This is a genomic window from Allobosea sp. RCC_152_1 (genome assembly GCF_041360765.1).
Classification (GTDB): domain Bacteria; phylum Pseudomonadota; class Alphaproteobacteria; order Rhizobiales; family Beijerinckiaceae; genus Allobosea; species Allobosea spartocytisi.
In genome coordinates this window covers 86,470-109,086 of the sequence record NZ_JBFUPU010000003.1, presented here as the reverse complement: position 1 = coordinate 109,086, position 22,617 = coordinate 86,470, and the positions used below count along the sequence as shown (strand labels likewise).

Here is a 22,617-nt window from a genome sequence, read left to right as displayed (position 1 = left end):
TGCTTCTCATGGAACGCTGCGGGCGATTGCGCATTCCATGAGCATGCTGAGGGAGGCCGAACGCCACCCCGGCCGTGGACGGCCGGAACCGAATCGAACGCGAAGGGACGAACCATGGCCATCGCCAAGAACACGATCTGCGTCTGGTACGAGAAGGATGCCGAAGCCGCGGCGCGCTTCTACGCCGAGACCTTTCCCGACAGCGCCGTGCAGGCCGTGCATCGTGCGCCGACGGATTTCCCCTCCGGCAAGGCGGGCGACGTGCTGGTCGTCCATTTCACCGTCGCGGGCATCCCCTGCATCGGGCTCAATGGCGGGCCGGCCTTCAAGCAGAGCGAGGCCTTCTCCTTCCAGATCGCGACGGACGACCAGGCCGAGACCGACCGCTACTGGAACGCCATCGTCGGCAATGGCGGCCAGGAGAGCGCCTGCGGCTGGTGCAAGGACAAATGGGGCGTCAACTGGCAGATCACGCCGCGCGTGCTGACCGAGGCCATGGCGGCCGGCGGCGAGGAAGCCAAGCGCGCCTTCACCGCGATGATGGACATGCGCAAGATCGACGTGGCGGCGATCGAGGCGGCAAGGCGGGGGTGAGGGTCAGGTCGGGCGGTAGAAGCCGCGGTCGAGATTCCAAAGTGTCATGCCGGCGTCGCCGGCCTGCGGAAACCATTGCTCGTCGACGATGGCTTCAAGCTCACGTCGCGCGGCTAGGTAATCCACGGCGAGATTGGCACGTGCGGCAGCCAAGCGAACCTGCATGTTGGGGTGGCCGAACAGCTTCATGAGGATGCGCCTTTGGTCACCCGGGCGAGACTTGAGCTCGTTTTCCATGGCAAAAGTACTTGTGATCAGGCGGTTGGCTCGCGCGTTCTCGTTGCCTTCGATGGCGTCATATTGCTCGATGCAGAGCTGCTCGAAGAGTTGAAGGATTTCTGCATTCGACAGCGACTTGAGATCGTGCTTTCGGCTCATTTCAGCACCTTGAACTGCCGTAGCGCTTGGTGACCCACCCGGACATGCTCGGACCAATCTCGACCAAGAAGGTAGTCACGCGGCGCTTGCATCCCGAATTCCAGATTGGGGCGACTGTACCATCCCGTGATCTCATGATGCTTGTATCGCGGAATACTGACAACGTTGTCGACGCCGTCGATGCCGGAGCGCGGAAAACCTTCGCGTCCGCCCGCGCCTTGCTCGACGATATGATGGTCGTCATAGCCTGGTCGCTTCTTACCGGCCTGTTCCTTGAGCTCTTCAAGCGATTTCGGCTGGTCCTGGTAGGAGCGGATCGAGGGCCACTCCGTATAGAGCCAGTGCCCTGCTTCGATCGCCGTGACGACGGCGCCGATCGGGCCGGCGCGTCTCAGCGCCTGGCGCGCGATTGCCTTGGCCAGCGCCTTGGCGGCCTTGATCTTCGGTGACCGATCTTTCGTTGGGTCCTTGGGCGGATCGAGCGACGGGCCGCCATTGTCGCCGATGCCGGGCTGCCGGCTCTGTGCGTAGCCCTCGACATACCTCCATCGTCCGCTGTCGCGCCCATTGCCACCGGGAACGCGGGGCTGATCTTCGTTGAAGCCCGCCTTTCCGACGAGCGTTCCCAGCCGTGCGAGCGCACGTATCATGCGCTCACCGGCGAGATTGCTGGCGATCCTGCTTTGGCGCAGCCGAGCGGCTCGCGCCCGGTCTTGTATCGATGAGAGAAGGGGCATCCGTGCGTGTGATCTCCGCGACGGATACGGAGCTTAAGCACGTCAGCGGGGCCGGGGATAAAGTCGCCGCCAATCCCCGCTCAGCGCTTCGCGCGGGTTACAAGGCCCGGAGCATCACCACCTGCGTCTCGCCATAGGCTCGCCGCTCCAGCTCTTCGAAACCCTCCGGCAAGACAAGCTCGGCATCCGCGGCCTCTTCCAGCACGACGAGCGCGTCCTTTTCCAGCCAGCCGCCATCGCGGGCCGAGGCCAGCGCCTTCTCGCCCAGCCCCTTGCGATAGGGCGGGTCGCAGAAGACGAGGCCGAAGGGCACCATGCCGGTGATCGGCCCGAGCTTCGTCGCATCGCGGCGGAAGATCCGGCTGAAGCCGGCCAGCCCCAGCGCCATCTGGTTTTCGCGGATCAGGCCGCGCGCTTCGGTGCCGTCATCGACCAGCAGCGCGAAGCCCGCCCCGCGCGAGAGCGCCTCGAAGCCAAGCGCGCCCGTGCCGGCGAAGAGGTCGAGCACGCGCGCACCCTCGACCGCCTCGTCATAGGCATGGACGAGCACGTTGAAGAGGGATTCGCGTAGGCGGTCCGAGGTCGGCCTGATGCTGCCGATCCCCGGTTTCGGGCCGGCCAATGGCCGGCCGCCGAGACGTCCGCCGACGATCCGCATCGCTTAGTCGCGCTTGCCTCGCGGGCCGCCGGGACGCGGGCCCTTGCCGCCGCCAGGACGTCCGCCGCCGCCCGGCTTGCTGCCGAACGGGCGTGCGCCGAACGGCTTGCCGCCGCCGCGCTCGCCGCTGCTGCGCCCGGCCGGGCGTTCGGAGGAGCGGGCGCCGAAGCTCTTCTCGCCGCCACCGGGCCTGTCGCCGAAGCTGCGGCCGCGCGGCTTGTCGCCGGCCGGCCGTTCGCTGAAGCGGCGGGCAGGGCGCTCAGTGCCGTCACGCGGCGCGCGCTCGGGGCGTTCGCCGCGCGGCGCGCGGTCCTGCCAGGGGCGCTCATCGGAGCGGTCGCGTCCGCCGGCATCCTCGCGCGGGCGCCGCGCCGGCCTGTCGCCGCCGCTGCGCTCGAAGGAGCGCGGCGCGCGATCCTCGCTGCCGCGCTCGTTGCGGGGCTTGCGGTCCGGCCTGCGCCGGCTCTCCGGTTGAGCGGTTTCCTCGCGCGGTGCGGCGCTGATGCGCTCGACCAGCACGCGCCGGCCCTTGGGGTCGGCGATCGCCTTGTCGCGCTTGCGAGCGACCGTGCCGGTCGCCTCGCGGGTCTCGCGTTCCAGCTTCGGATCGGCGCCGCGCCGGGGCGGCGCCTTGCGCTCGCGCTGCGGCGCGGCCTCGGCGTCGCGCCAGACGGTTCGGGTCCAGGGCTTGTCGCCGCGCGGGAGCTGGCGTGGGCTCTCGTCGTCGCGGCGGGCTTCGTCGCGGCGTCGACGGGGACGATCGTCCCCGGCCGGGGCGCGGGGCGGGGCGGTCGGCAGCATGTCGCGGCGCGGCGCCTCGAAATCGGCGCCGGCCTTGGCCGCGAGCTCGATCCCGAGCTGGTCCTGCAGCACGCGCGAGCGGATTTCCTCGACCTCGCCTTCCGCGATCTCGCCGAGCTGGAAGGGCCCGAAGGAGATGCGGATCAGCCGGTTCACCGCGAGCCCGAGATGCTCGAGCACGGTCTTGACCTCGCGGTTCTTGCCCTCGCGCAGATCGACGGTCAGCCAGGTGTTGAAGCCCTGCTGGCGCTCGAAGCGGGCGATCACCGGCCCATAATGGATGCCGTCGATCTCGACGCCGTCCCGAACCGTGTCGAGCTTGTCCTGCGTGACTTCGCCGAAGGCGCGCACGCGATAGCGCCGGAGCCAGCCGGTCTCGGGCAGCTCCAGCACCCGTGCCAGCCCGCCATCATTGGTGAGCAGCAGGAGCCCTTCGGTGTTGATGTCGAGCCGGCCGATCGAGAGCACGCGCGGCAGGTCTTCCGGCAGCGCCTCGAACACGGTCGGGCGGCCTTCCGGGTCGAAGTTGGTGGTCACGAGGCCGCGCGGCTTGTGGTAGAGCCAGAGCCGGGTGCGCTCGCGCGCCGGCAGCGGCTCGCCATCGACCAGCACGACGTCGGTCGGCTTGACGTCGAGGGCGGGGCTTTCCAGCACCGTGCCGTTCACGCTGACGCGGCCCTCGGCGATCATCGCCTCGCTGTCGCGCCGCGAAGCGACGCCGGCGCGCGCCATCACCTTGGCGATCCGCTCCGGCTCCTGCGCCGCGATCAGCTTGCCTTCCGTGGGCGCCTCCTCGCGCGGGCGGCGTGGCCGGTCCTCGCGATGGGGCTCGCGCTCTGCCCGTTGCGGGCGCGGACGCTCGAAGCGCCTTTCGCCGTCGCCGGTCTCGTTGCGGCGCGGCGGGCGGCCGAACCCGCCCCGTGCCGGACGCTCCGCCCGGTCTCCCGCCTCGCCGCGCGCGCGGAAGGGGCGTTCGGCGTGACGTTCGCCGTCGCGCTCGCTGCGACGGGGGCGATCCTCGCCGGTGCGTTCGCGGAAGGGGCGGGCCCCACCCTCGGGCCTGAACCGCGCCGGCCTGTCGCCTGCGGGGCGCTCGGCGCGCGGAGCGCGACCCTCGGCCGGCTTGTCGAAGCGGCGGGCAGGGCGCTCAGCCCCCTCCGAATGGCCGCGGAACGAGCGGCGCTCGCCGGCTTCGCCAAAGTTCTTGCGCTCGGCGCCGTCGCGGGCCGGCGCGCGACCCTCGCCGCTGCGGCCAGCCGGGCTCCTGCTTCCCGGGCCCTTGCCACCGAAGCTCTTGCCGCCGAAACCTTTGCCACCGAAACCTTTGCCGTCGCCACGGCCGCCGGCTCCGCCGCCCTTGCGGGGGCCGCGGCCTCTGCTGTTGTCGTCGTCTTTCATGACTGCTCCTGAGCCCGGCCTTTGCACATCCGCTTTGCGGGAAGGGCCTGGCTCGCTTATTCGCTATGACCGGCGCTTGTAGCAGAGGCTTTTCCTCGCCGCGAGCGCCAAAGCTGGGGTTTTTCGATGTCTCTGTCGCAAGCACCTTCCGTGACCGATGCCATGGCGCTGGCCTTCGACGAGGCGCGCGCGGCCGCCGCGCGTGGCGAGGTGCCGGTCGGCGCGGTGGTGATGCGCGACGGCGCGGTGCTGGCCCGCGCCGGCAACCGCACGCTGGAGCTGAAGGACCCCACCGCCCATGCCGAGATGCTGGCGCTCAGGCTGGCTTGCGAAGCGATCGGCAGCGAGCGTCTGATCGGCTGCGATCTCTACGTCACGCTCGAACCTTGCCCGATGTGCGCGGCGGCGATCTCGTTTGCCCGCATCCGGCGGCTTTATTTCGGGGCGGCTGATCCCAAGGGCGGGGCCGTCGAGAACGGCGTCAGGCTCTATGAGAGCCCGACCTGCCACCATCAGCCCGAAATCTATGGCGGCCTGCGCGAGAGCGAGGCGGCGGCGCTGCTGCGGGAGTTCTTCCGCGAGCGGCGGTAGGGCTTGGGAACAGCCCAGCCCTCATCCTGAGGAGCCGCGTCAGCGGCGTCGCGAAGGATGCGGGCTATGGGATGGCTGAACGCCGCTCAGGTATCGGACGAGGTGATGCCGAACTTCTGGGCGAGCTGGGTGCGGTCCATGCAGGAGACGTCATAGGTCACCTGCCGCCCCTTGAACTCGGGGCGCTTGCCGAATTCCTTGGTCATGGTGCGCGTGATGTCGTCGATGCGCGCCTCGCAGGCCTGCGCGGTGGTGAAGTCCATCTCGCTGATGCGTGAGGTGGTGCAGTGCGGCTCTCCCGAGACGCAGGCCATGATGACCATGGTGAAGGCATCCATAGCGGGGCATGCTCCTGTCGCTTCGGGTTGAGGCTGCGCTGATAGGGTTAGCGAGCGGTTAACGGCAGGCGAAGCGGCAGGGACAGCCAAGCAAGATCCGCGCCGTCAGGCAAGACTGCGCCAGCAGAGATAGGCGCCCAGCGCCAGCAAACCTGTGAAGAAGCAGATCTTGAAGGTCGCGGGCGAGATGCGGTTGCGGATGAACTGGCCGGCGCCCATGCCGAGCAGGGCCGGCAGCAGGGCCAGTAGCGATTGCCAGGCGACGGTGCCGTTGAGCGCGCCGGCCCCGATCAGCCCGAAGGAGAGCGCCAGCGTCGAGACGATGAAGGAGATGCCGAGCGCCTGCACCAGCTCGTCCTTGTCGAAGCCGAGCGCCTGCAGATAGGGCACGGCCGGCAAAACGAAGACGCCGGTCGCGGCCGTGACGACGCCGGTGACGAAGCCGATGACCGGCCCGAGCCAGACCTCCCAGCCGGGCGGCACCCGCAGCTTCGCCGCCTTGAGGCCGACCAGGACCAGTGCGTAGAGAATCAGCGCCGCGCCGAGCCAGAGCGTCGCGCTGCCGTCCTTCTGCTGCTGCAGCAGGCCGGCGCCGGCCCAGGTGCCGAGGCAGATGGTGGCGAGCATCGGCCAGAGCCTGCGCAGCGTCTTGACGAGCTTCGGCCCGGTCGCGATCTGCCAGCCATTGGTGACGAGATTGGGGACGACCAGCAGCGCGGCGGCCTGGGCCGGAGCCATGACGACGCCGAGAATGCCGACCGCGATGGTCGGCAGCCCCAGCCCGATTACGCCCTTGACGAAGCCGGCGAGCACGAAGGTCGCGGTGACGAAGAGGAGGAGAGCCGTGTTGTCCATGTCCCGCTTCTGGCATTCCGAGGCAGGTCTGTCTCGGATCGATACTACGGCCCTGACCGTAGCGTCCTGGCTTGCGGCAGCGCGCGAACGGCGCATCATGGTGCCATGAGCACGCCAAATGCCTACTCTGGTCCCTATCTCGCGGAGATCGCCCATCTGATGGGCGACCCGGCCCGCGCCAACATGCTGCACGCGCTGATGGATGGCCGGGCGCTGACGGCGAAGGAACTCGCCTGGCTCGCCGGCGTCGCGCCGCAGACGGCGAGCGGCCATCTCGCCAAGCTGATGCAGGGCGGTCTGCTCGCCGTCACCGCACAGGGGCGCCATCGCTATTACCGCCTTGCCGGGCCGGAGGTCGCGACGGCGCTGGAAGGGCTGATGGTGCTGGCGAATATGGAAGGAACGACGCGCCGCCTGCCGTCCCGCGTCGGCGCGGAACTGAGCTTCGCCCGCACCTGCTACGACCATTTCGCCGGCCGGCTCGGCATCGGCATCCACGATGCGCTGATGACGGGGGGCCATCTCGCTGCCAGCGAGGGAGGCTATGCGCTGACAGCCTCGGGCAAGGCGGTCTTCGCCCGGCTCGGCGTCGAGCCCGGCCAGAGCGGCAAGACCCGCCGCGCGGCGCTTCGCCCCTGCCTCGACTGGAGCGAGCGCCGGCCGCATCTCGCCGGCCATCTCGCCGCTGCGCTGGCCTGCCGCTGCTTCGAGATGGGCTGGACGCGCCGCCGCAAGGACAGCCGCGCCGTGACGCTGACGGAGGAGGGGCGCGCGATGCTCGAAGCCGCCTTGCCCGGTTTCCGCTGCGATGCGCCCGAGCCTTCCGTCAGCCCGCTGCGGCGAGAGCCCGTTCCAGCGCTCGCTTGACCTCGTCCTTGACCGGCTCGGCGGCGGCGAGGATCGCCTTCGCCTTGAAGAAGTCGAGCCCGCCGATCCCGTCGAGCCCGCTGCGGATCAGGATGTCCGGCGGCTGCCGCTCGACCATGCGCTGCACCAGCGTGCGGGTCAGGATCTGCGAGGCGCCGACGATCGTCTCCATCGCACCGGGAATGCGGCTGTCGCTCGTGGCAAGCGGCGCCGCGCTGACATCGATCGCCAGCACGATCCGGCCCGGCGCCATCAGGCGCTCATAGGGCAGGGGATTGATCGCCCCGCCATCGATCAGCACATGCCCCCCGAGCGCGACCGGTCGCACCAGCCCGGGAATGGCGAGCGAGGCGGCGACCGCCGGCGTCAGCGGCCCCTCCGACAGCGTCACCTCGACATGGCGGTGGTAGTCGGCCGCCGTCGCGCTGAAGGGGATGGCGAGTTCATCGAAACGGTCGGGAACCGCCTCCGGCCAGAACAGGTCGAGCAGGCGTTCGCCATCGATCAGGGCGGGGTTGCCGAGGCCGCGCACCAGATCGGCGAGCTTGCCGACGCGGGCATCGAGCAGCTTCGCCACGACCCGGGCCCGGTCGCGGAAGCTGCCGAGCACATGCTCGCGCAAGGCGGAGCCCGGGATGCCGGCCGCATAAGCGGCACCGATGATCGCGCCGATCGAGCAGCCGGCGATCAGCGAAGGCTTCACGCCGAGCTCGTCGAGCGCTTCGAGGACCGGAATCTGGCTCAAGCCCCGCGCGCCGCCGGCGCCGAGTACCAGCGCGAATTCGCCGGCAGGCTTCGCGGCTTCGGTTCGATGGGCGGCGTGGCGCGGCGACATCAGCCGAATCTGGCCATTGCCGGTGTTTCAGGCAAGCGGCTGCGCGAGGAACGGCTTCAGCGCGGCGAGCGTCGCCTGCGGATTCTCCTCCGGCAGGAAATGACCGCTGTCGATGGCCTGCCCCTCGGCCTGCGGCGCGAAGGTCTCGTGCCAGATCTCGAGCGGGCTTGCGCCCTTGGCCGGGATGCCGGCCTCGCCCCACAGGATCAGCGTCGGGCAGAGGATGCGCTTGCCTGCGGCGAGATCGGCCTTGTCATGCGCGATATCGGTGGTGGCGCCGGCGCGATAATCCTCGCAGGACGCGTGGATGCGTGTCGGGTCGCTGAAGGATTCGGCGTAGGAGCGCAGCGCCAGCGGGTCGAAGAGGTCGAGCTTCTTCGCCCGGCTCCAGCTCGCGATGGTGTGGTCGAGCCAGCCGACCGGATCGGCCTTGAGCAGATTTTCAGGCGTCGGCTCGGGCTGGGCCAGGAAAGTCCAGTGATAGACCTGCATGGCACGCGCCGCGTCCATGCCCTCCCACATCGAGACGGTCGGCAGGATATCAAGCAGCGCGAGCCGCTCGACCCGGCCGGGATGGTCGAGCGCGAGGCGATAGGCGACGCGCGCCCCGCGATCATGCCCGATCACGCCGAAGCGCAGATAGCCGAGCGCCTGCATCACGGCGACGATATCCTCGCCCATGCCGCGCTTCGTGTAGGTCGCTGCCCCGCCATCGCCATGCGGTGCCGCCGACCAGCCATAGCCGCGCAGGTCAGGACAGACGACGGTATGCGTCTTCGCCAGCTCCGGCGCGATCTTGTGCCATTCGGCATGGGTCTGCGGAAAACCGTGGATCAGCACGAGCGGCGGCCCTTCACCGCCGACGCGGGCGAAGATCTTGCCGACCGGACCGTCGACCCAATGGGCCTTGAAACCGGGAAACAGGCTGTCGATGTTGCTCATGGCTGCGCCCTTGCCGTGGCGGCGGAGACGATGTCCGTCCGGCCGAAATCCTCTCCCTTGTAAAGCAGGGGAGCGTTCAAGGATTTGGCAAGAGCGTAGGAGAAGCAATCGCCGAGATTGAGGCGCGCGGGGTGCCCGGTTTTGTCAGCCTTGCTCGCGCTTCACCGCCTGCCAGCCGATGTCTCGGCGGCAGAAGCCCTCCGGCCAGTCGATCAGGTCGACGGCCTGATAGGCTTTCGCCTGCGCCTCGCGCACGCTCTTGCCGAGGCCGACCACATTGAGCACGCGCCCGCCATGCGCGACGAGATCACCATCCCGGAGCGTGGTTCCGGCATGGAAGACGAGGACGTCGTCCAGCGCATCCGCCTTCTCGACGCCGCGGATGACGCTGCCGGTCTCGGGCTTGCCGGGATAGCCCTTCGCCGCGAGCACGACGGTCAGCGCCGCCTCTTCCGCCCAGCGCAGGTCGAAGGAGCCGAGCACGCCGTCGCAGGCCGCGAGCAGGGCCGGCACGATGTCGCTCTTGAGGCGCGGCATCAGCACCTCGCATTCGGGGTCGCCGAAGCGGACATTGTATTCGATCAGCTTCGGCCCCTCGGCGGTGATCATCAGCCCGGCGAAGAGCACGCCCTGGAACGGCATGCCGCGCTTGGCCATGCCGACGAGCGTCGGCCGGATGATCTCGGCCATGACGCGCTCTTCCATGGCGGGCGTCATCACGGGAGCGGGCGAATAGGCGCCCATGCCGCCGGTGTTCGGCCCGGTGTCGCCGTCGCCGACGCGCTTGTGGTCCTGCGCCGAGGCCAGCGCCAGCGCATTGGTGCCGTCGCAGATGGCGAAGAAGCTCGCCTCCTCGCCGATCATCCATTCCTCAATGACGACCTCGGCGCCGGCGCTGCCGAGACCGCCCGAGAACATCATGTCGATCGCTTCATTGGCCTGGTCGAGCGTCTCGGCCATCACCACGCCCTTGCCGGCGGCGAGGCCGTCGGCCTTGACCACGATCGGCGCACCCTGGCGGGCGGCATAGGCCTTGGCGGTGTCGGCGCTGGTGAAGCGGCCGAAAGCGGCGGTCGGGATATTGAACTGGGCGCAGAGCTCCTTGGTGAAGCCCTTCGAGCCCTCGAGCTGGGCGGCGGCCTTCGAGGGGCCGAACACCTTGATGCCGGCGGCCCTGAGATCGTCGGCGATGCCGGCAACCAGCGGCCCTTCCGGGCCGACGACGACGAGGCCGATAGCCTGAAGATGGCAGAAAGCGACGACCGCGGCATGGTCGGCGATATCGACCGCGACGTTCTCGCCGCATTGCGCGGTGCCGGGATTGCCCGGCGCGATGAAGAGCTGCTCGCAGAGCGGCGAGGCCGATATCGCCCAGGCGAGCGCGTGTTCGCGGCCCCCCGAACCGATCAGAAGAATCTTCATGCTGGCTCCCATCCGCGTTGGCGGGTTTGTGAGCCCTCATCCTGAGGAGCGTTCCGGAGGAACGCGTCTCGAAAGATGCTCCAGCGCCCCCTGGACCATCCTTCGAGACGCCGCTGACGCGGCTCCTCAGGATGAGGGCTGAGGTCGGCCGAAAGGATCCTTGCGCAATACCTGCCCGGCGCGGCGACGGCAACGCTTCTGCTCGTCGGGTCCGCCCGCTATGGTCCGGCCATGAACAGCGAATCGACCGTTCCCACCGGCAATGCGCCCGAATGGACCGTCTCGGACCTCTCCGGCGCGCTGAAGCGCACCATCGAGGATTCCTTCGGCTTCGTGCGCGTGCGCGGCGAGATTTCCGGCTATCGCGGCCCGGTCGCCTCGGGCCATGTCTATTTCTCGCTGAAGGACACGAACGCCAAGATCGACGCGGTGATCTGGAAAGGCGTCTTCGGCCGGCTGAAGACGCGTCCGCAGGATGGGCTGGAGGTCATCGCCACCGGCAAGATCACCACCTTCGCCGGCAAGTCGAGCTACCAGATCGTCATCGATTCGCTGGAGCCGGCCGGCATCGGCGCGCTGATGGCGCTGCTGGAGGAACGGCGCAAGCGGCTCGCTGCCGAGGGCCTCTTCGCCGAGGAACGCAAGCAGCTCATCCCCTATCTGCCGCGCGTCATCGGCGTCGTCACCTCGCCGACCGGCGCGGTCATCCGCGACATCCTGCACCGGCTGGAGGACCGCTTTCCCCGCCACGTCCTGGTCTGGCCGGTGCGCGTGCAGGGCGAGACCAGCGCCGCCGAGGTCGCCAACGCCATTACCGGCTTCAACGCTCTCCCCGAAGGCGGACGCATCCCGCGCCCCGACGTCATCATCGTCGCGCGCGGCGGCGGCTCGCTCGAAGACCTGATGGGCTTCAACGAGGAGGCCGTGGTCCGCGCCGCCGCCGCCTCGACCATCCCACTGGTCTCGGCCGTCGGTCACGAGACCGATACGACGCTGATCGATTTCGCCGCCGATCTGCGTGCGCCCACCCCGACCGGCGCGGCCGAGAAGGTCGTGCCGGTCCGCGCCGAATTGATGGCGCTGGTCGCCGACCTCGCCCGCCGGCATGGCGGCGCCATGCGCCGGCTCTCGGATCGGCGCCGCAGCGATTTGCGCGCCCTGGCGCGCGCGCTTCCGGGGCCGGAGGCGGTGCTCTCCGCTCCGCGCCAGCGGCTCGACCTCGCCGCCACGCGGCTCGCTCCCGCGCTCGCCCGCAACGCCCGCGCCCATGAACAGGCCCTGCAAGGTCTGGCGCGCCGGCTCGAGGCCCGCTCGCCGCGCATCGCGCTCGCCCGGCTGCGCGCCCAGCTCGACGGTTTCGCGCGCGTGCTGGCCGCCGCGCGCGGCAACGCGATCACGAGCGAGCGTACCCGCATCGCCCATGCCCGCGACCGGCTGGCGACGCTCGAAGCGCGAGCGCGCAACGCCTTCGGCCAGAGCCTGATCCAGCGTCGCGAACGCGGCAACCTGCTCGCCGACCGAGCCACGCGCGCTTTCGCGCAGGGGCTGCATCGCCGGCAGGACCGCCTCGACTCGCTCTGGACGCTGATCCGTTCGCTCGGCCCCGAAGCGGTGCTCGCCCGCGGCTATGCGCTGATCCGCGACGAGGCCGGCGCACTGATCCGCAGCGTCACCCAGGCGCAGGCGGGCCAGGCCTTGACCGTCGAGGTCAGCGACGGCCGCTTCGGCGCCGTGGTGTCCGGGAGCGGCGGAACCGCACCGAGGCCGCAGCCCCGTCCGGCGCGCAAGGAGGCGCCGCGATCGGAGCCGCCGAAATCCGCTCAGGGCGATTTGTTCTGACAGGCCGTTGGAAAGCCTAGAGCCCTCATGCTGAGGAGCCATTTCCGGCGAAATGGCTCCTCAGCATGAGGGTTGAGCGGTTCGCTGAAGGGAATCAAGGTGCCTTCAGGAAGGCGTCGACGCGCTTGAGTGCATCCTCCCGCGCGGCCGGGTTGGTGCCGACCATCACCTTGCCGGTGCCATTGGCGGAAAAGGCGACGTTCTCGCGCTCCTTCACCTCGAGGCGGGGATGATCGAAATCATGGACCGCGCCGGGATAGGTCACGAATTCGACCTTCTCGCCGCGCGCCTGCGCCGCCTTGGCGAGGTAGCCGCAAGGGGCGGCCGGCGTCCAGTCATCGGCCTCGCCCATCAGGATCAGCAGCGGCATCCGCACGGCAAAGCTCGGCGATTCCGACTGGATGCGGCAACCCGGATAGAAAGCGACCGCCCGTGTGAAATCCGGCATCTGGTCTGCCGGCTGCCTGTCCTTGCGGATGGCGGTGAGTACCGTCGAGCCACCGCCGGACCAGCCGATCAGGGAGAGCTGGCCGGGCCGGATGTCGTTGCGCTGCAGCAGCCAGAGGCGGGCGGCCATGGTGTCGGCGACCCGCTCGCGCCCGGCCCGGACGGTGAGGTCCTTCACGCCGCATTGCGAGGCGAGCCCGCGCGAGCCATAGCTGTCCGGCATCAGCACGGCGAAGCCCGCATTGGAGAGCCGTTCGCCCCAATCCAGATGGCGTATCGAGAGCTTGCCTTGCTCGCGCCACAGACCGCCGCAACCATGCAATGCGACGACCGCCGGAAACGGCCCCGGCCCCGGCGGGCGGAAGAAAACGCCGTCGAGATGGCCGCCGTCCATCGCGATGGAGACACGCTCATAGCCGCCGGCATGGACCGCCGAGGTTGCAAGCAGAACGAGACACACCACACGCGCCAACAGGCGCAGGACACTGGACATCGCCGACCGGAAAATGACACCGCGCAGTGATTATCCCGGCTTTCCGTTTCGCAATCAATGATTTAATACGATTTTGATGAATATCAGCGAGCGCCTTCCCACTCCCGCTCCCGAAGCGGTCGTCGATTACGGTCACGGCGAATTCCGCGTGATCAAGCCGGGCGGCTTCGTGCGCTGCGCCGTCACCGGCGCGCCGATCCGCCTGGACGATCTGCGCTACTGGTCGGTCGAGTGGCAGGAAGCCTATGCCTCGCCCGAGGCGGCCCTGCTAAGGCTGCGTCGCGCCGGCCGCGGCTGAGGGCGTTTCCAATAGCTTTGCGATCCGCTCCGGCGCGTCGAAGACCAGCCTGACGGGCAGCACGACGAGCCGCTGCCTTTCGCTCTGCGGCCAGAGCGCCGCCAACTTGGTCATGTCCTTTTCGGTGGTGGCGACAAGCAGGTCGCCTGACCGCGCTTGCGCGATAACGCCCGTGACATCCGCTGCCGAATAGGCATGGTGGTCGCCGAAAGCCCGTTCGACCGCAATGATGGCGCCGATGGATTCCAGCGTGGCCCGGAATTTCTCCGGCCGGCCGATGCCCGTGAGCGCCAGGACCTTCCGTCCGCGCAGCGTCCCGGCGATCTGCCCGTCGGGTTCGAGCCGCGCCGCGATGACCGCCTTGCCCTGCCTTGCGGCCGCCTCGGCGACGCGCGCGCCTGCCGCTCCCGGTCCGATCACGATCACCGCATCGGTACAATCGAGCTGGCCCGCCAGCGGTGCCCGCAGCGGCCCCGCCGGCAGGCTGAGGCCGTTGCCGACGCCGCTCGCGCCGTCGACGACCGCCAGTCGCAGCTGCTTGGCGAGCGCCGGATTCTGCAAGCCGTCATCCATGACGATCACGCTCGCGCCACGGGCACGGGCCAGCGCCGCGCCGGCGATGCGGTCGCGGGCGATGACCGTGCGGGCATGGCCTGCCATCAGCACGGCCTCGTCGCCGACCTCGGTGGGGCCATGCCGCGCGGGATCGACCTCGACCGGGCCGGGCAAGCTCCCGCCATAGCCGCGCATCAGTACGAAGGGCGTCTCGCCGCGCGCGCGCAGCAGCCCGGCCAGCGCGATCGCGGTCGGCGTCTTGCCGGCGCCGCCAGCGATGAAATTGCCGACGCAGATCACCGGCACGCCCGCTTCCGCGCCGGGTTTGCGCATGCGCCGCAGCGTGATCGCGCCATAGACCAGCCCGAGCGGGGAGAAGAGCCGGGCCAGCAGCCCCGGCCGGTCGCGCCACCAGAAGCGCGGCGCACTGAGGCGGGATGCGAAAAAGTGGAAACCGGTTTTTCGCTTGGATCCCGCCTGTGATCCAGACATCAGGGCGCGCTCTCGCGCTGGCCGAGCGCGGCGCGCATCAGGAGCGGCTCGATGGCCTGCAGCGTGCGGTTGATCGCCCCGCCGAGCTCGCTCGCCGTATGCGCCGCCGCGCGCGCCGCCTGCCGGGCGCTGGCCGGGTCGCTCAGCCAGCGATGCACCGCCCCGGCGAGCGCCTGCGCATCGGCGACCTCGCGCGAACCGCCGTCGCTGTCGAAGGCGGCGAAGATCTCGGCATTGTTGTGCACGTAAGGGCCGTGCAGCAGCGCGCAGCCGAGCTTGGCCGGCTCGATCGGGTTGTGCCCGCCGATGCCTTCCACCAGCGAGCCGCCGAGGAAGGCGACCTGCGAGAGCCTGTAGAGCAGGCCGAGCTCGTTCAGCGTATCGGCGACGTAGAATTCGACATCGCGTTCCGGGCTTTCGCCGGCGGCGCGGCGCGCGACGCCGACATCGTTGGCCTGCGCCAGCGCCTCGATCTCGGCACCGCGCTGCGGATGGCGCGGGGCGACGATGGTGAGCAGCTTCGGCAGGTGGGATCTCAGCGCGAGATGGGCGGAGAGCACGAGCTCGTCCTCGCCCGGATGCGTGCTGGCGGCGATCCAGACCGGGCGCCCCGTCGTCATGCCGTCGAGGATGGCGAGCGTGTCGGGGTCGGCCGGCGGGGCGGGCACGTCGAATTTGAGGTTGCCGGCGACGCTGACGCGTGGCGCGCCGAGCTGCGCCAGCCGCTCCGCATCGGCCTGCGACTGCGCCAGGCACGCCTCGAAGCAGGAGAGCAGGAAGCGCGCCGCCCGTGGCCGCTTGTACCAGCGCGCGAAGGAACGTTCCGACATCCGCCCGTTGACCATCACGACCGGGACGCTGCGGCGCTGCGCCTCGATCAGCAGGTTCGGCCAGATCTCGGATTCGCAGATCAGGCAGAGTTCCGGCTGCCAGTGATCGAGGAAGCGACGCATGTAGCGTGGCACGTCGAGCGGGAGATATTGGTGGATGGCGCCGGCCGGCAGGCGCGCCGCGAGAAGCCGCGCCGAGGTCACCGTGCCGGAGGTCACGAGCACGGCGAGCCCGCGCTTCTGGAGCCTGGCGATCAGCGGCAGCAGCGTCACGGTCTCGCCGACGCTGGCCCCGTGCAGCCAGACCAGCGGGCGGTTCGGACGCTTGACGGTGGCGTAGCCACGCCGCTCGGAGAGCCTTTCCGCATCCTCCTTGCCCTGGCGGCGGCGCCATTGCAGCAGTCCGGCCGCGGCCGGTTCGAGCAGGGCGGTCGCCAGCCGGTAGCTTCGGATCAGGGCGCCCTTGCCGCTCATGCCGGCGTCTCGGCCAGAGTTCGCCGGGCTTCCTGCTCGTCGCGCAGGCCGGCGCCGGGATCCCGGCTGCCGACGAGCGCGTAGGCGCGGGCATGGACGGCGTCGAGGCTGGCCTGCACGGCGAGCCGCGTCGCCTCCTGCGTTGCCTCGTCGGCATCGCGCGCGATCGTGATCGGTTCGCCCACCACGATGGCGCAGCGCCCGAAGGGCAGGCCGATCGAGGCACGGTCCCAGCTGTTGAAATCGATGCGGCGGCTGGTCACCACCGCGACGGCGCGGATCGGCCGGCCGGAGGCGCGCGCCAGCGCCACGATGCCAGGCCCGGCGACGCGGGCCTGCTTCGGGATATCGGCCGTCAGCACCATCGAAACGCCGGCTGCGAGCCGCTTCACCATGGCGAGGAAGGCGCCGGCGCCGCCCTTCTCGCGCACCTTCCGGCGGCCGCGCGCGCCCGAGCCGCGGATCGAGCCGATGCCGAGTTCGCGCAGCGCCACGGCGTTGAAGCCGCCATCGCCATGGCGCGAAACCAGCGAGGCCGCCGGCATCCAATCCGGCCGCGCGAAGGGGATCATGATGTGCTGGCCGTGCCACATCGCATAGATGACCGGCAGCTCCGGCCGGACATGGTCATAGATGTCGGCAGGCTCGAATACGATCCGGTTCGTGCGCCGCACCAGGCGCAGATAGCCGGCCAGAAGCCGGCCGAGCGCTTCTTGCGCCACGCGTGTCTTGAGGATCGAAAAACCCATCTGCCTCTTGTCTCATGCACCGGGCCGAAAAACGCTTTCGGCTTTCGGCCCGTTGCGGAATCGGGAATCGGTATCTCGGCCTCAGGCCTTGGTCGCGTCGGGATCGAGCAGGCGGTGCAGATGCACGACGAAATAACGTGTCTGCGCCTGGTCGACCGTCTGCTGCGCCTTGGCCTTCCAGGCCATATGGGCACTGGCGTAGTTCGGGAAAATACCGACGATGTCGAGCTTCGACAGGTCCTTGAAGGTGACGCCGTCGAGCGAGTCGAGCTCGCCGCCGAAGACGAGATGGAGAAGCTGCTTCTGGTCCGGTTCCGCGCTCATCGTTCTCTCCAGCAGGATTGGTCCGCGCCCCCATAAGCCATCCCGCGCGCGGGCGCGAGCCGGGTGGCCGCGTCTTCGATGAAAAAGTTCAGCTCGGCTGCGGCTGACCGCGCAATTGCTCGAGAGCATTGAGCAAGGGCGCCGCGAGCGCATCGGAACTGGCGACCAGCATGCCGTGAACCGGCACGGGGCGGTTATAGGTCACCGGCCCGCCATCGCCGCCGCTCAGCCGGCCGCCGGCCTCGCGCAGCACGAGGTCGGCCGCGGCGAGGTCCCAGTCGCGCGCATCGGGCGAGATCAACCCGGCATCGATCGTGCCGTCGGCGATGCGGGTGAGCCGCAAGGCGAGGGAGGGGATCTTGCCGACCGCCTCGAAAGGCTGCACCCGCGCCAGCGCGTCGAGCATCGGCTTCGGCCCGGCGATCCTGGCGCCGGCGAGCGTCCGGCCCGACGAAGCCCGGATGGCTTCGCCATTGCGCTTCGCGCCGCTCCCGGCGATGGCAGTATAGGTTGCGGCGCAGGCCGGAGCATGCACGACGCCGAGGATCGGCACGCCCTCGTCGAGCAGCGCCACGCAGACGGCCCAGTCCGGCGAGCCGCTCATATAGGCGCGCGTGCCGTCGATCGGGTCGACCACCCAGACGAAGCGGCGCGTCAGGCGCAGCGCGTCGTCCACCGTTTCCTCGGAGAGCCAGGCGGCTTCGGGCAGCAGCGCCGAGAGGCGCACGCGCAGGAAGGTGTCGACGCCGATATCGGCTTCCGTCACCGGTGAGCCGCCGCTCTTGGCCCAGGTCCGCGCGGCGGTCTGCTCTCCCGGTCGGAACAGATCCAGCGCGAGGCTTCCAGCTTCGAGGCAGCTCTCGCTCGCCGCCTTCAGGAGGTCGGCGGCGATGGGTAGCGTGGATGCGCTCATGGCTTCCCTATCGAATGCGAATGCCGCGGTTTCAAGCCGAAAATGCGCCATCGGGTTGAAAGATTCCGTCAAGCATCATGCAGAAAAGGGGCCATCCTGGCCCCGATAGAGCGGAAATCACGCTCCTTTAACCCAACCCCTTAAGCGCTCGGACACGCCTGCGGCACATCCTCACCCGGCAAGCACGAGAGTCCCGCATCCGACAGAGGACTCCGTTGCAGCAGGGATTAGGAAAGGCGTTATTACCGATGGCCAGCGTCACGCCGGTCGCCGGAGAGAGCGGTTTTGTGCCGCATCTCTCCGGTGGGCCGTTCACCACAGCGATCGTCCCCCGCAACCCGATGCCGCGCCAGCCATCGGCGCCGGGTATCGAGCGCGTCGGCTCCGTGCGGATTTTACGCGCCTCGGCGGGGTGGAGCGGCGTTGCGCTGCGGCTCGCCAATCCGACGGGCGAGGATGAGCGCTTCGAGCTCGCTTTGACGGCCGGCGACGGGCGCTCGATCGTGATCGCCAGCGTCGATCAGGCCGATGCCGTCGCGCTCTGGCGCGATTGCGGTCGCCGCAGCGGCTTGCCGCTGCTGCTCGAATCCGTCGACGGCACGGTGAGCGAGCCGTTTCCGCAGATCGGCCGCGTCGCGCTGGGGCCGGTGCGGATCCGCCGCCGCCATGCCTTCCTGAACGGGCGTCGCCCGCGCTTCCTGACGCGCCGCAAGCCCGGCCGTCTGGCCGATCTGCCGGTCGTCCTCGCCAATGAGCGCTTGGTCGATTAAGCGAAGGCGTGCCGGCTGATCGCGTCGAGCGCCAGCCCCGCGGCGAGCAGCAGCCCGGCATTCCGATTCGAGCGAAACAGCATCAGCGCCTGCGCCGCGCTCGCTCCTTCGATCCGCGTCACCTGCCAGCCGAGATGGCCGACGAAGGCGGCAAAGCCGAGCCACGCGAAGGCCCCGCCATTGACCAGCCAGATCGCGATGCCACTGAGCACAGCCGTCAGGGCGAAGCAGAGCGCGACGGCCTCGCGCGTATGGTCGCCGAAATAGCGCGCGCTCGATTTGATGCCGGCGATGGCGTCGTCCTCGATATCCTGCATCGCATAGATCGTGTCGTAGCCGACCGTCCAGGCGATGGCGGCCGCATAGGTGAGGTAGGCCGGCGCGTCGAGCCGGCCGAACACGGCGCTCCAGCCGAGCAGCGCGCCCCAGGAGAAGGCGAGGCCGAGCACGAATTGCGGCATGTTGGTGATGCGCTTCATGAACGGATAGATCGCCACGATCGCGAGCGAGGCGATGCCTAGCAGGACCGTGAAGCGGTTGAACTGCAGCAGCACCGGCAGGGCAGCGAGCGCCTGCGCGACCATGAACAGCACTGCCGCCGCGACCGTGACCTGCCCGGAGGGCAGCGGGCGGCCGCGCGTGCGCGCGACTTCGGCATCGAGCTTGCGATCGATGATGTCGTTGAAGGTGCAGCCCGCTCCGCGCATCAGCACGGCGCCGATCAGGAAGAGCAGGCAGTGCCAGGGATTGGGATATGGCCGGCCCGCCGCGATCGCGGCCAGCCCGGCCGCCCACCAGCACGGAAGCAGAATGAGCCACCAGCCGATCGGCCGTTCGATCCGCGCGAGCTTGAGATAGGGCCTGATCGCGCGCGGCGCGCGCGTGTCGACCCAGTGACCGCTCAGCGCGTCGGGGAGGGGGGCATCCGGCAAGGACGCGCCGGAATGGAGCGCGTCGCGCCCCGGCGTGGGACCGGCGTGGACAGGGTCCGCCATGGCCGGCCCGCCTTCCGTCTTAGAGCGCGCCCTGTGGGACCTTCAGCCCGCCACCGGCGCCGCTGGTGATCGAATCCGCGCCGCCGAAGGGGTTGGCGCTCTGGGCCTGCTGCTGCGCGCGCCGCTGCATCGCCGCCTGCTGCTTCACCGCATTGCAGGCCTGGCCGCGAAACGTCCCGATTCGCGCGTTGTCGTTCTTGAGCCCCTCGATGAACGTGGCCGGGATCTGGCACCAGTCCTGGTTGGCGGACGCGAATTTCAGCGTCTCGTTGCCGTTGTTCACGAGCGAGCCGAAGGTGCTGCATGCCTCCTGCGGCGTCATCTTGCGCTTGGCCTTCTGCGCGGCGGTGATCTTGGCCACCATCGCCTGCCGCGTCGTCAGCAGCTTCTGCAGCGGCTCGCAGCCGGAAACCTGCGCGCTGGCCGGGGAGGCGATCACGAGCGATGCCATGGCGAGGCCCAATGTCGCTGCCAATCCCGAAGCCGTCCTGAGCCGCATGATTCCCTTCTCCGCTTGCCGGCCTGTCGCGCCGATCTGTGAACATGTCCTTAACAGCAGGCGCTGTTAACGCCAACGACTCTTGCAAGTCCATCTGCCATCTCGGAGGAAGCACTTGCCGTTAGGCGAGGATTGTGGCGGTTTTCGCGCTGCTCACAACAAATTTGTAGATGCAGGAGGCGGCTTCGCCGATGTCCATCCCCGATTTTGCACGCCATCGGCTCTTCATCGATGCCGCTTTCGCTGCCGGCGGTGAACTGCCGCTGGAGCGGGATCAGTCGAATTATCTGCTCAACGTCTTGCGGCTCAAGGCCGATGGGGCGGTCCTCGTCTTCAACGGGCGCGACGGCGAATGGCTGGCCCGCGTCGCGCCGGAGGGGCGCAAGGCGGCGCGGCTGATTCTCGACCGCCGGGTGAAGGATCAGCCGCCGCCCTCGGACCTGCATTATCTCTTCGCGCCGCTGAAGCATGCGCGGCTCGATTATATGGCGCAGAAGGCGGTCGAGATGGGCGCGGGCCTGCTCCAGCCCGTCATCACCCGCCGCACCCAGGTCTCGCGGCTCAACCTCGACCGGATGCGGGCCAATGCCGTCGAGGCCGCCGAGCAATGTGGCATCCTCAGCCTGCCGCGCATCGAGGCCGAGACCTCGCTCGAGGCCGCGCTCGCGGCGCTGGACCCGGCCCGGTTGCTGATCTTCTGCGATGAGGGGCTGGAGCAGGGCAGCCCGATTGCGGCACTGCAGGCCCATGCCGCCGGCCCGCTCGCGGTGCTGATCGGGCCGGAGGGCGGCTTCGACGAGGCCGAGCGCCGGCTGATCGCCGCGCGCCCGCAGACGCTGGCGATTTCGCTGGGTCCGCGCATCCTGCGGGCCGATACCGCCGCCGTCGCGGCGCTCGCCGTCGTGCAGGCGGTGCTCGGCGATTGGGCGGGGCGGCGCTGAGCGTTCCGGCGCCGGACCTGCCGCCAGCGCTTGCCGCCCTTTCACGAATGCAAGGTCCGGGTCGTTGTCGCGCGCCGGGCTCTCGCCTATGTCTGTTCGCCCTACGCCTTGAACCCGCGGCCTCCCAGCCGCCGGGAGCCTTGGCTTTATTGCCTGTTCTGCCGGAGCGCCCATGGCTCGCGATGTGTCCGACTCGACTCCGATCGGCTCCAAGGAGGAGCTGATTGCCTGGATCGCTGCCGGCGAGAAACCGGAATCGCGTTTCCGGATCGGGACGGAGCACGAGAAGTTCCCGTTTTACCGGGAGGACCTCGCTCCGGTGCCTTATGAGGGCCGTGCCGGGGCGGGCGGCATCCGCGCCTTGCTCGAAGGCATGCAGCAGCGTCTCGGCTGGGAACCGATCGTCGACGCCGGCAACGTCATCGGTCTCGGCGGCCCCGACGGGGGCGGGGCGATCTCGCTCGAGCCCGGCGGCCAGTTCGAGCTCTCGGGCGCTCCGCTCGAGACCATCCATCAGACGCAGGCCGAGCTCGCTGCCCATCTCGCCGACGTCAAGGCGGTCGCCGAACCGCACGGCATCGGCTTCGCCGCGCTCGGCGCCTCCCCGCTCTGGACGCGGGCGCAGACGCCGATGATGCCGAAGAGCCGCTACAAGATCATGGCGAACTATATGCCGAAGGTCGGCACGATGGGGCTCGACATGATGTTCCGGACCTGCACGGTGCAGGTCAATCTCGATTTCGCCAGCGAGGCCGACATGGTGCGCAAGCTGCGCGTCTCGCTTGCGCTGCAGCCATTCGCGACGGCCCTGTTCGCCTCCTCGCCCTTCCTGGAGCGCAAGCTGAACGGCTTCCAGTCGATGCGCTCGGAGATCTGGCGCGATACCGACAATAACCGCTCCGGCATGCTCGCCTTCGCCTTCGACGAGGGCATGTCCTACGAGGCCTATGTCGATTGGGCGCTCGACGTTCCCATGTATTTCGTCAAGCGCGGCGAGACCTATCACGACGTCGCCGGCGCCTCTTTCCGGGACCTCATGGCGGGCAAGCTGAAACAGCTGCCGGGCGAATGCGCCACGATGTCGGACTGGGTCAACCATCTCGGGACCCTGTTCCCGGAGGTCCGGCTGAAGCGCTTCCTCGAGATGCGCGGCGCCGATGCCGGCCCCGCCGACATGCTGGCGGCGCTGCCCGCCTTCTGGGTCGGGTTGCTCTATGACCGCGGCGCGCTCGACGCCGCCTGGGATCTGGTCAAGGGCTGGAGCGCCGAGCAGCGGCAGGGATTGCGCGATGCGGCGCCCAAGCTGGGTCTGGATGCCTCCATCGCCGGGCGCAAGCTTGGCGAGATCGCGAGCGACGTGCTGGAATTGTCGCGTGCCGGCCTCGCCCGCCGGGCCCGCCGCGACGCGGCTGGCGATGACGAGAGCGTCTACCTCGCTCCCTTGCAGGAGATCCTGGCCAGCGGGCAGACGCTCGCGCAGCGCCTGGAAGCGCGCTATCGCGGCTCATGGGGTGGCAAGGTCGAGCCGGTCTTCACGGAACTGGCGCTGTAAAGCCCTTACGCGCCGGAAAAAAGCGATATT

Annotated in this window: 25 protein-coding genes; 8 read left to right on the top strand and 17 right to left on the bottom strand. The window is 69.3% G+C overall.

Going from position 1 to position 22,617, the window contains the following annotated elements; genetic code table 11:
* The first annotated feature begins 114 nt into the window (after window positions 1-114).
* Window positions 115-594: a VOC family protein gene (locus tag AB6806_RS12380; protein ID WP_038360837.1), complete on the top strand. Its 480-nt coding sequence runs from the start codon at window positions 115-117 to the stop codon at window positions 592-594.
* A gap of 3 nt (window positions 595-597) precedes the next feature.
* On the opposite strand, the gene AB6806_RS12375 is transcribed toward AB6806_RS12380, so the two are convergent.
* From AB6806_RS12375 to AB6806_RS12360, 4 genes are all read right to left on the bottom strand, one after another.
* Window positions 598-972, bottom strand: coding sequence for a DUF2019 domain-containing protein (locus AB6806_RS12375; RefSeq protein ID WP_142020113.1), 375 nt, complete (start codon window positions 970-972; stop codon window positions 598-600).
* Entirely contained in the window at window positions 969-1,622 is a 654-nt protein-coding gene (locus AB6806_RS12370; protein ID WP_142020115.1) for a hypothetical protein, read from the bottom strand. The genes AB6806_RS12375 and AB6806_RS12370 overlap by 4 nt, the downstream gene beginning before the upstream one ends.
* Window positions 1,623-1,806: 184 nt before the next feature.
* Window positions 1,807-2,367: a 16S rRNA (guanine(966)-N(2))-methyltransferase RsmD gene (gene rsmD, locus AB6806_RS12365; RefSeq protein WP_142020116.1), complete on the bottom strand. Its 561-nt coding sequence runs from the start codon at window positions 2,365-2,367 to the stop codon at window positions 1,807-1,809.
* Window positions 2,368-2,370: 3 nt separating this feature from the next.
* The gene (locus AB6806_RS12360; protein WP_142020117.1) at window positions 2,371-4,566 is read right to left on the bottom strand and encodes a pseudouridine synthase; all 2,196 of its coding nucleotides are present in this window, start codon (window positions 4,564-4,566) and stop codon (window positions 2,371-2,373) included.
* Window positions 4,567-4,728: 162 nt separating this feature from the next.
* Here AB6806_RS12360 and AB6806_RS12355 point away from each other — a divergent pair, with 162 nt between their 5' ends.
* Window positions 4,729-5,157, top strand: a complete 429-nt coding sequence (locus tag AB6806_RS12355; protein ID WP_185747805.1) for a nucleoside deaminase — start codon at window positions 4,729-4,731, stop codon at window positions 5,155-5,157.
* Between the two features lie 86 nt (window positions 5,158-5,243).
* Here AB6806_RS12355 and AB6806_RS12350 read toward each other — a convergent pair whose 3' ends face one another.
* Together AB6806_RS12350 and AB6806_RS12345 are read right to left on the bottom strand one after the other, a co-directional pair.
* Window positions 5,244-5,495 carry a hypothetical protein gene (locus tag AB6806_RS12350; RefSeq protein WP_038360843.1) on the bottom strand — a complete coding sequence of 84 codons (252 nt, stop codon included), beginning with the start codon at window positions 5,493-5,495 and terminating at the stop codon, window positions 5,244-5,246.
* Between the two features lie 105 nt (window positions 5,496-5,600).
* Window positions 5,601-6,350: a sulfite exporter TauE/SafE family protein gene (locus AB6806_RS12345; protein ID WP_370954681.1), complete on the bottom strand. Its 750-nt coding sequence runs from the start codon at window positions 6,348-6,350 to the stop codon at window positions 5,601-5,603.
* Window positions 6,351-6,455: 105 nt separating this feature from the next.
* On the opposite strand from AB6806_RS12345, the gene AB6806_RS12340 reads away from it, so the two are divergent.
* On the top strand, window positions 6,456-7,217 hold the full coding sequence (locus AB6806_RS12340; RefSeq protein WP_142020121.1) for an ArsR/SmtB family transcription factor: 762 nt from the start codon (window positions 6,456-6,458) through the stop codon (window positions 7,215-7,217).
* Here the strand turns inward: AB6806_RS12340 and AB6806_RS12335 are convergent.
* The 3 genes from AB6806_RS12335 to purD all read right to left on the bottom strand — a co-directional run bounded on the left by AB6806_RS12335 (window position 7,177) and on the right by purD (window position 10,416).
* Complete coding sequence (locus tag AB6806_RS12335; RefSeq protein WP_142020123.1) at window positions 7,177-8,052, bottom strand: patatin-like phospholipase family protein; 876 nt, start codon at window positions 8,050-8,052, stop codon at window positions 7,177-7,179. The genes AB6806_RS12340 and AB6806_RS12335 overlap by 41 nt on opposite strands.
* A 27-nt stretch (window positions 8,053-8,079) precedes the next feature.
* Complete coding sequence (locus tag AB6806_RS12330) at window positions 8,080-8,994, bottom strand: alpha/beta fold hydrolase (protein WP_142020125.1); 915 nt, start codon at window positions 8,992-8,994, stop codon at window positions 8,080-8,082.
* Between the two features lie 144 nt (window positions 8,995-9,138).
* Window positions 9,139-10,416: a phosphoribosylamine--glycine ligase gene (gene purD, locus AB6806_RS12325; protein WP_370954680.1), complete on the bottom strand. Its 1,278-nt coding sequence runs from the start codon at window positions 10,414-10,416 to the stop codon at window positions 9,139-9,141.
* A gap of 231 nt (window positions 10,417-10,647) precedes the next feature.
* Between purD and xseA the strand changes: the two genes are divergently transcribed.
* Window positions 10,648-12,255 carry an exodeoxyribonuclease VII large subunit gene (gene xseA / locus AB6806_RS12320; protein WP_142020129.1) on the top strand — a complete coding sequence of 536 codons (1,608 nt, stop codon included), beginning with the start codon at window positions 10,648-10,650 and terminating at the stop codon, window positions 12,253-12,255.
* 94 nt (window positions 12,256-12,349) lie between these two features.
* Here xseA and AB6806_RS12315 read toward each other — a convergent pair whose 3' ends face one another.
* A complete protein-coding gene (locus AB6806_RS12315) occupies window positions 12,350-13,195 on the bottom strand; it encodes a dienelactone hydrolase family protein (RefSeq protein WP_142020130.1) in 846 nt (281 codons plus the stop codon).
* 76 nt (window positions 13,196-13,271) lie between these two features.
* Between AB6806_RS12315 and AB6806_RS12310 the strand changes: the two genes are divergently transcribed.
* Window positions 13,272-13,493, top strand: coding sequence for a DUF2093 domain-containing protein (locus AB6806_RS12310; protein WP_038360852.1), 222 nt, complete (start codon window positions 13,272-13,274; stop codon window positions 13,491-13,493).
* Here the strand turns inward: AB6806_RS12310 and lpxK are convergent.
* From lpxK to AB6806_RS12285, 5 genes are all read right to left on the bottom strand, one after another.
* Window positions 13,464-14,540 (bottom strand): tetraacyldisaccharide 4'-kinase, encoded by a 1,077-nt coding sequence (gene lpxK, locus AB6806_RS12305; protein WP_142020131.1) that lies wholly within the window; start codon window positions 14,538-14,540, stop codon window positions 13,464-13,466. The genes AB6806_RS12310 and lpxK overlap by 30 nt on opposite strands.
* Window positions 14,540-15,844, bottom strand: a complete 1,305-nt coding sequence (locus AB6806_RS12300) for a 3-deoxy-D-manno-octulosonic acid transferase (protein WP_112762932.1) — start codon at window positions 15,842-15,844, stop codon at window positions 14,540-14,542. The genes lpxK and AB6806_RS12300 overlap by 1 nt, the downstream gene beginning before the upstream one ends.
* Window positions 15,841-16,593: a lysophospholipid acyltransferase family protein gene (locus tag AB6806_RS12295; RefSeq protein ID WP_038360858.1), complete on the bottom strand. Its 753-nt coding sequence runs from the start codon at window positions 16,591-16,593 to the stop codon at window positions 15,841-15,843. The genes AB6806_RS12300 and AB6806_RS12295 overlap by 4 nt, the downstream gene beginning before the upstream one ends.
* 81 nt (window positions 16,594-16,674) lie before the next feature.
* Complete coding sequence (locus AB6806_RS12290) at window positions 16,675-16,917, bottom strand: DUF4170 domain-containing protein (RefSeq protein WP_038360861.1); 243 nt, start codon at window positions 16,915-16,917, stop codon at window positions 16,675-16,677.
* An 88-nt stretch (window positions 16,918-17,005) separates the two neighbouring features.
* The gene (locus AB6806_RS12285; protein WP_112762930.1) at window positions 17,006-17,830 is read right to left on the bottom strand and encodes a 3'(2'),5'-bisphosphate nucleotidase CysQ; all 825 of its coding nucleotides are present in this window, start codon (window positions 17,828-17,830) and stop codon (window positions 17,006-17,008) included.
* Between the two features lie 248 nt (window positions 17,831-18,078).
* On the opposite strand from AB6806_RS12285, the gene AB6806_RS12280 reads away from it, so the two are divergent.
* Window positions 18,079-18,600 carry a DUF6101 family protein gene (locus AB6806_RS12280; protein ID WP_112762929.1) on the top strand — a complete coding sequence of 174 codons (522 nt, stop codon included), beginning with the start codon at window positions 18,079-18,081 and terminating at the stop codon, window positions 18,598-18,600.
* Here AB6806_RS12280 and ubiA read toward each other — a convergent pair.
* Both ubiA and AB6806_RS12270 read right to left on the bottom strand, forming a co-directional pair.
* Window positions 18,597-19,595, bottom strand: a complete 999-nt coding sequence (gene ubiA, locus AB6806_RS12275) for a 4-hydroxybenzoate octaprenyltransferase (RefSeq protein WP_142020132.1) — start codon at window positions 19,593-19,595, stop codon at window positions 18,597-18,599. The two genes, AB6806_RS12280 and ubiA, sit on opposite strands and share 4 nt — an antisense overlap.
* A 19-nt stretch (window positions 19,596-19,614) precedes the next feature.
* The gene (locus tag AB6806_RS12270) at window positions 19,615-20,094 is read right to left on the bottom strand and encodes a hypothetical protein (RefSeq protein WP_133562277.1); all 480 of its coding nucleotides are present in this window, start codon (window positions 20,092-20,094) and stop codon (window positions 19,615-19,617) included.
* 191 nt (window positions 20,095-20,285) lie between these two features.
* On the opposite strand from AB6806_RS12270, the gene AB6806_RS12265 reads away from it, so the two are divergent.
* A complete protein-coding gene (locus tag AB6806_RS12265) occupies window positions 20,286-21,035 on the top strand; it encodes a 16S rRNA (uracil(1498)-N(3))-methyltransferase (protein ID WP_133562275.1) in 750 nt (249 codons plus the stop codon).
* A gap of 172 nt (window positions 21,036-21,207) precedes the next feature.
* A complete protein-coding gene (locus AB6806_RS12260) occupies window positions 21,208-22,587 on the top strand; it encodes a glutamate--cysteine ligase (RefSeq protein ID WP_142020133.1) in 1,380 nt (459 codons plus the stop codon).
* The last annotated feature ends 30 nt before the right edge of the window (window positions 22,588-22,617 follow it).

Bases quoted from the DNA above. Each gene is read 5' to 3' on its own strand.
- AB6806_RS12380 (WP_038360837.1), top strand. From the start codon at position 115: ATGGCCATCGCCAAGAACACGATCTGCGTCTGGTACGAGAAGGATGCC.
- AB6806_RS12375 (WP_142020113.1), bottom strand. From the start codon at position 972: ATGAGCCGAAAGCACGATCTCAAGTCGCTGTCGAATGCAGAAATCCTT.
- AB6806_RS12370 (WP_142020115.1), bottom strand. From the start codon at position 1,622: ATGATACGTGCGCTCGCACGGCTGGGAACGCTCGTCGGAAAGGCGGGC.
- rsmD (WP_142020116.1), bottom strand. From the start codon at position 2,367: ATGCGGATCGTCGGCGGACGTCTCGGCGGCCGGCCATTGGCCGGCCCG.
- AB6806_RS12360 (WP_142020117.1), bottom strand. From the start codon at position 4,566: ATGAAAGACGACGACAACAGCAGAGGCCGCGGCCCCCGCAAGGGCGGC.
- AB6806_RS12355 (WP_185747805.1), top strand. From the start codon at position 4,729: ATGGCGCTGGCCTTCGACGAGGCGCGCGCGGCCGCCGCGCGTGGCGAG.
- AB6806_RS12350 (WP_038360843.1), bottom strand. From the start codon at position 5,495: ATGGATGCCTTCACCATGGTCATCATGGCCTGCGTCTCGGGAGAGCCG.
- AB6806_RS12345 (WP_370954681.1), bottom strand. From the start codon at position 6,350: ATGGACAACACGGCTCTCCTCCTCTTCGTCACCGCGACCTTCGTGCTC.
- AB6806_RS12340 (WP_142020121.1), top strand. From the start codon at position 6,456: ATGAGCACGCCAAATGCCTACTCTGGTCCCTATCTCGCGGAGATCGCC.
- AB6806_RS12335 (WP_142020123.1), bottom strand. From the start codon at position 8,052: ATGTCGCCGCGCCACGCCGCCCATCGAACCGAAGCCGCGAAGCCTGCC.
- AB6806_RS12330 (WP_142020125.1), bottom strand. From the start codon at position 8,994: ATGAGCAACATCGACAGCCTGTTTCCCGGTTTCAAGGCCCATTGGGTC.
- purD (WP_370954680.1), bottom strand. From the start codon at position 10,416: ATGAAGATTCTTCTGATCGGTTCGGGGGGCCGCGAACACGCGCTCGCC.
- xseA (WP_142020129.1), top strand. From the start codon at position 10,648: ATGAACAGCGAATCGACCGTTCCCACCGGCAATGCGCCCGAATGGACC.
- AB6806_RS12315 (WP_142020130.1), bottom strand. From the start codon at position 13,195: ATGTCCAGTGTCCTGCGCCTGTTGGCGCGTGTGGTGTGTCTCGTTCTG.
- AB6806_RS12310 (WP_038360852.1), top strand. From the start codon at position 13,272: ATGAATATCAGCGAGCGCCTTCCCACTCCCGCTCCCGAAGCGGTCGTC.
- lpxK (WP_142020131.1), bottom strand. From the start codon at position 14,540: ATGTCTGGATCACAGGCGGGATCCAAGCGAAAAACCGGTTTCCACTTT.
- AB6806_RS12300 (WP_112762932.1), bottom strand. From the start codon at position 15,844: ATGAGCGGCAAGGGCGCCCTGATCCGAAGCTACCGGCTGGCGACCGCC.
- AB6806_RS12295 (WP_038360858.1), bottom strand. From the start codon at position 16,593: ATGGGTTTTTCGATCCTCAAGACACGCGTGGCGCAAGAAGCGCTCGGC.
- AB6806_RS12290 (WP_038360861.1), bottom strand. From the start codon at position 16,917: ATGAGCGCGGAACCGGACCAGAAGCAGCTTCTCCATCTCGTCTTCGGC.
- AB6806_RS12285 (WP_112762930.1), bottom strand. From the start codon at position 17,830: ATGAGCGCATCCACGCTACCCATCGCCGCCGACCTCCTGAAGGCGGCG.
- AB6806_RS12280 (WP_112762929.1), top strand. From the start codon at position 18,079: ATGGCCAGCGTCACGCCGGTCGCCGGAGAGAGCGGTTTTGTGCCGCAT.
- ubiA (WP_142020132.1), bottom strand. From the start codon at position 19,595: ATGGCGGACCCTGTCCACGCCGGTCCCACGCCGGGGCGCGACGCGCTC.
- AB6806_RS12270 (WP_133562277.1), bottom strand. From the start codon at position 20,094: ATGCGGCTCAGGACGGCTTCGGGATTGGCAGCGACATTGGGCCTCGCC.
- AB6806_RS12265 (WP_133562275.1), top strand. From the start codon at position 20,286: ATGTCCATCCCCGATTTTGCACGCCATCGGCTCTTCATCGATGCCGCT.
- AB6806_RS12260 (WP_142020133.1), top strand. From the start codon at position 21,208: ATGGCTCGCGATGTGTCCGACTCGACTCCGATCGGCTCCAAGGAGGAG.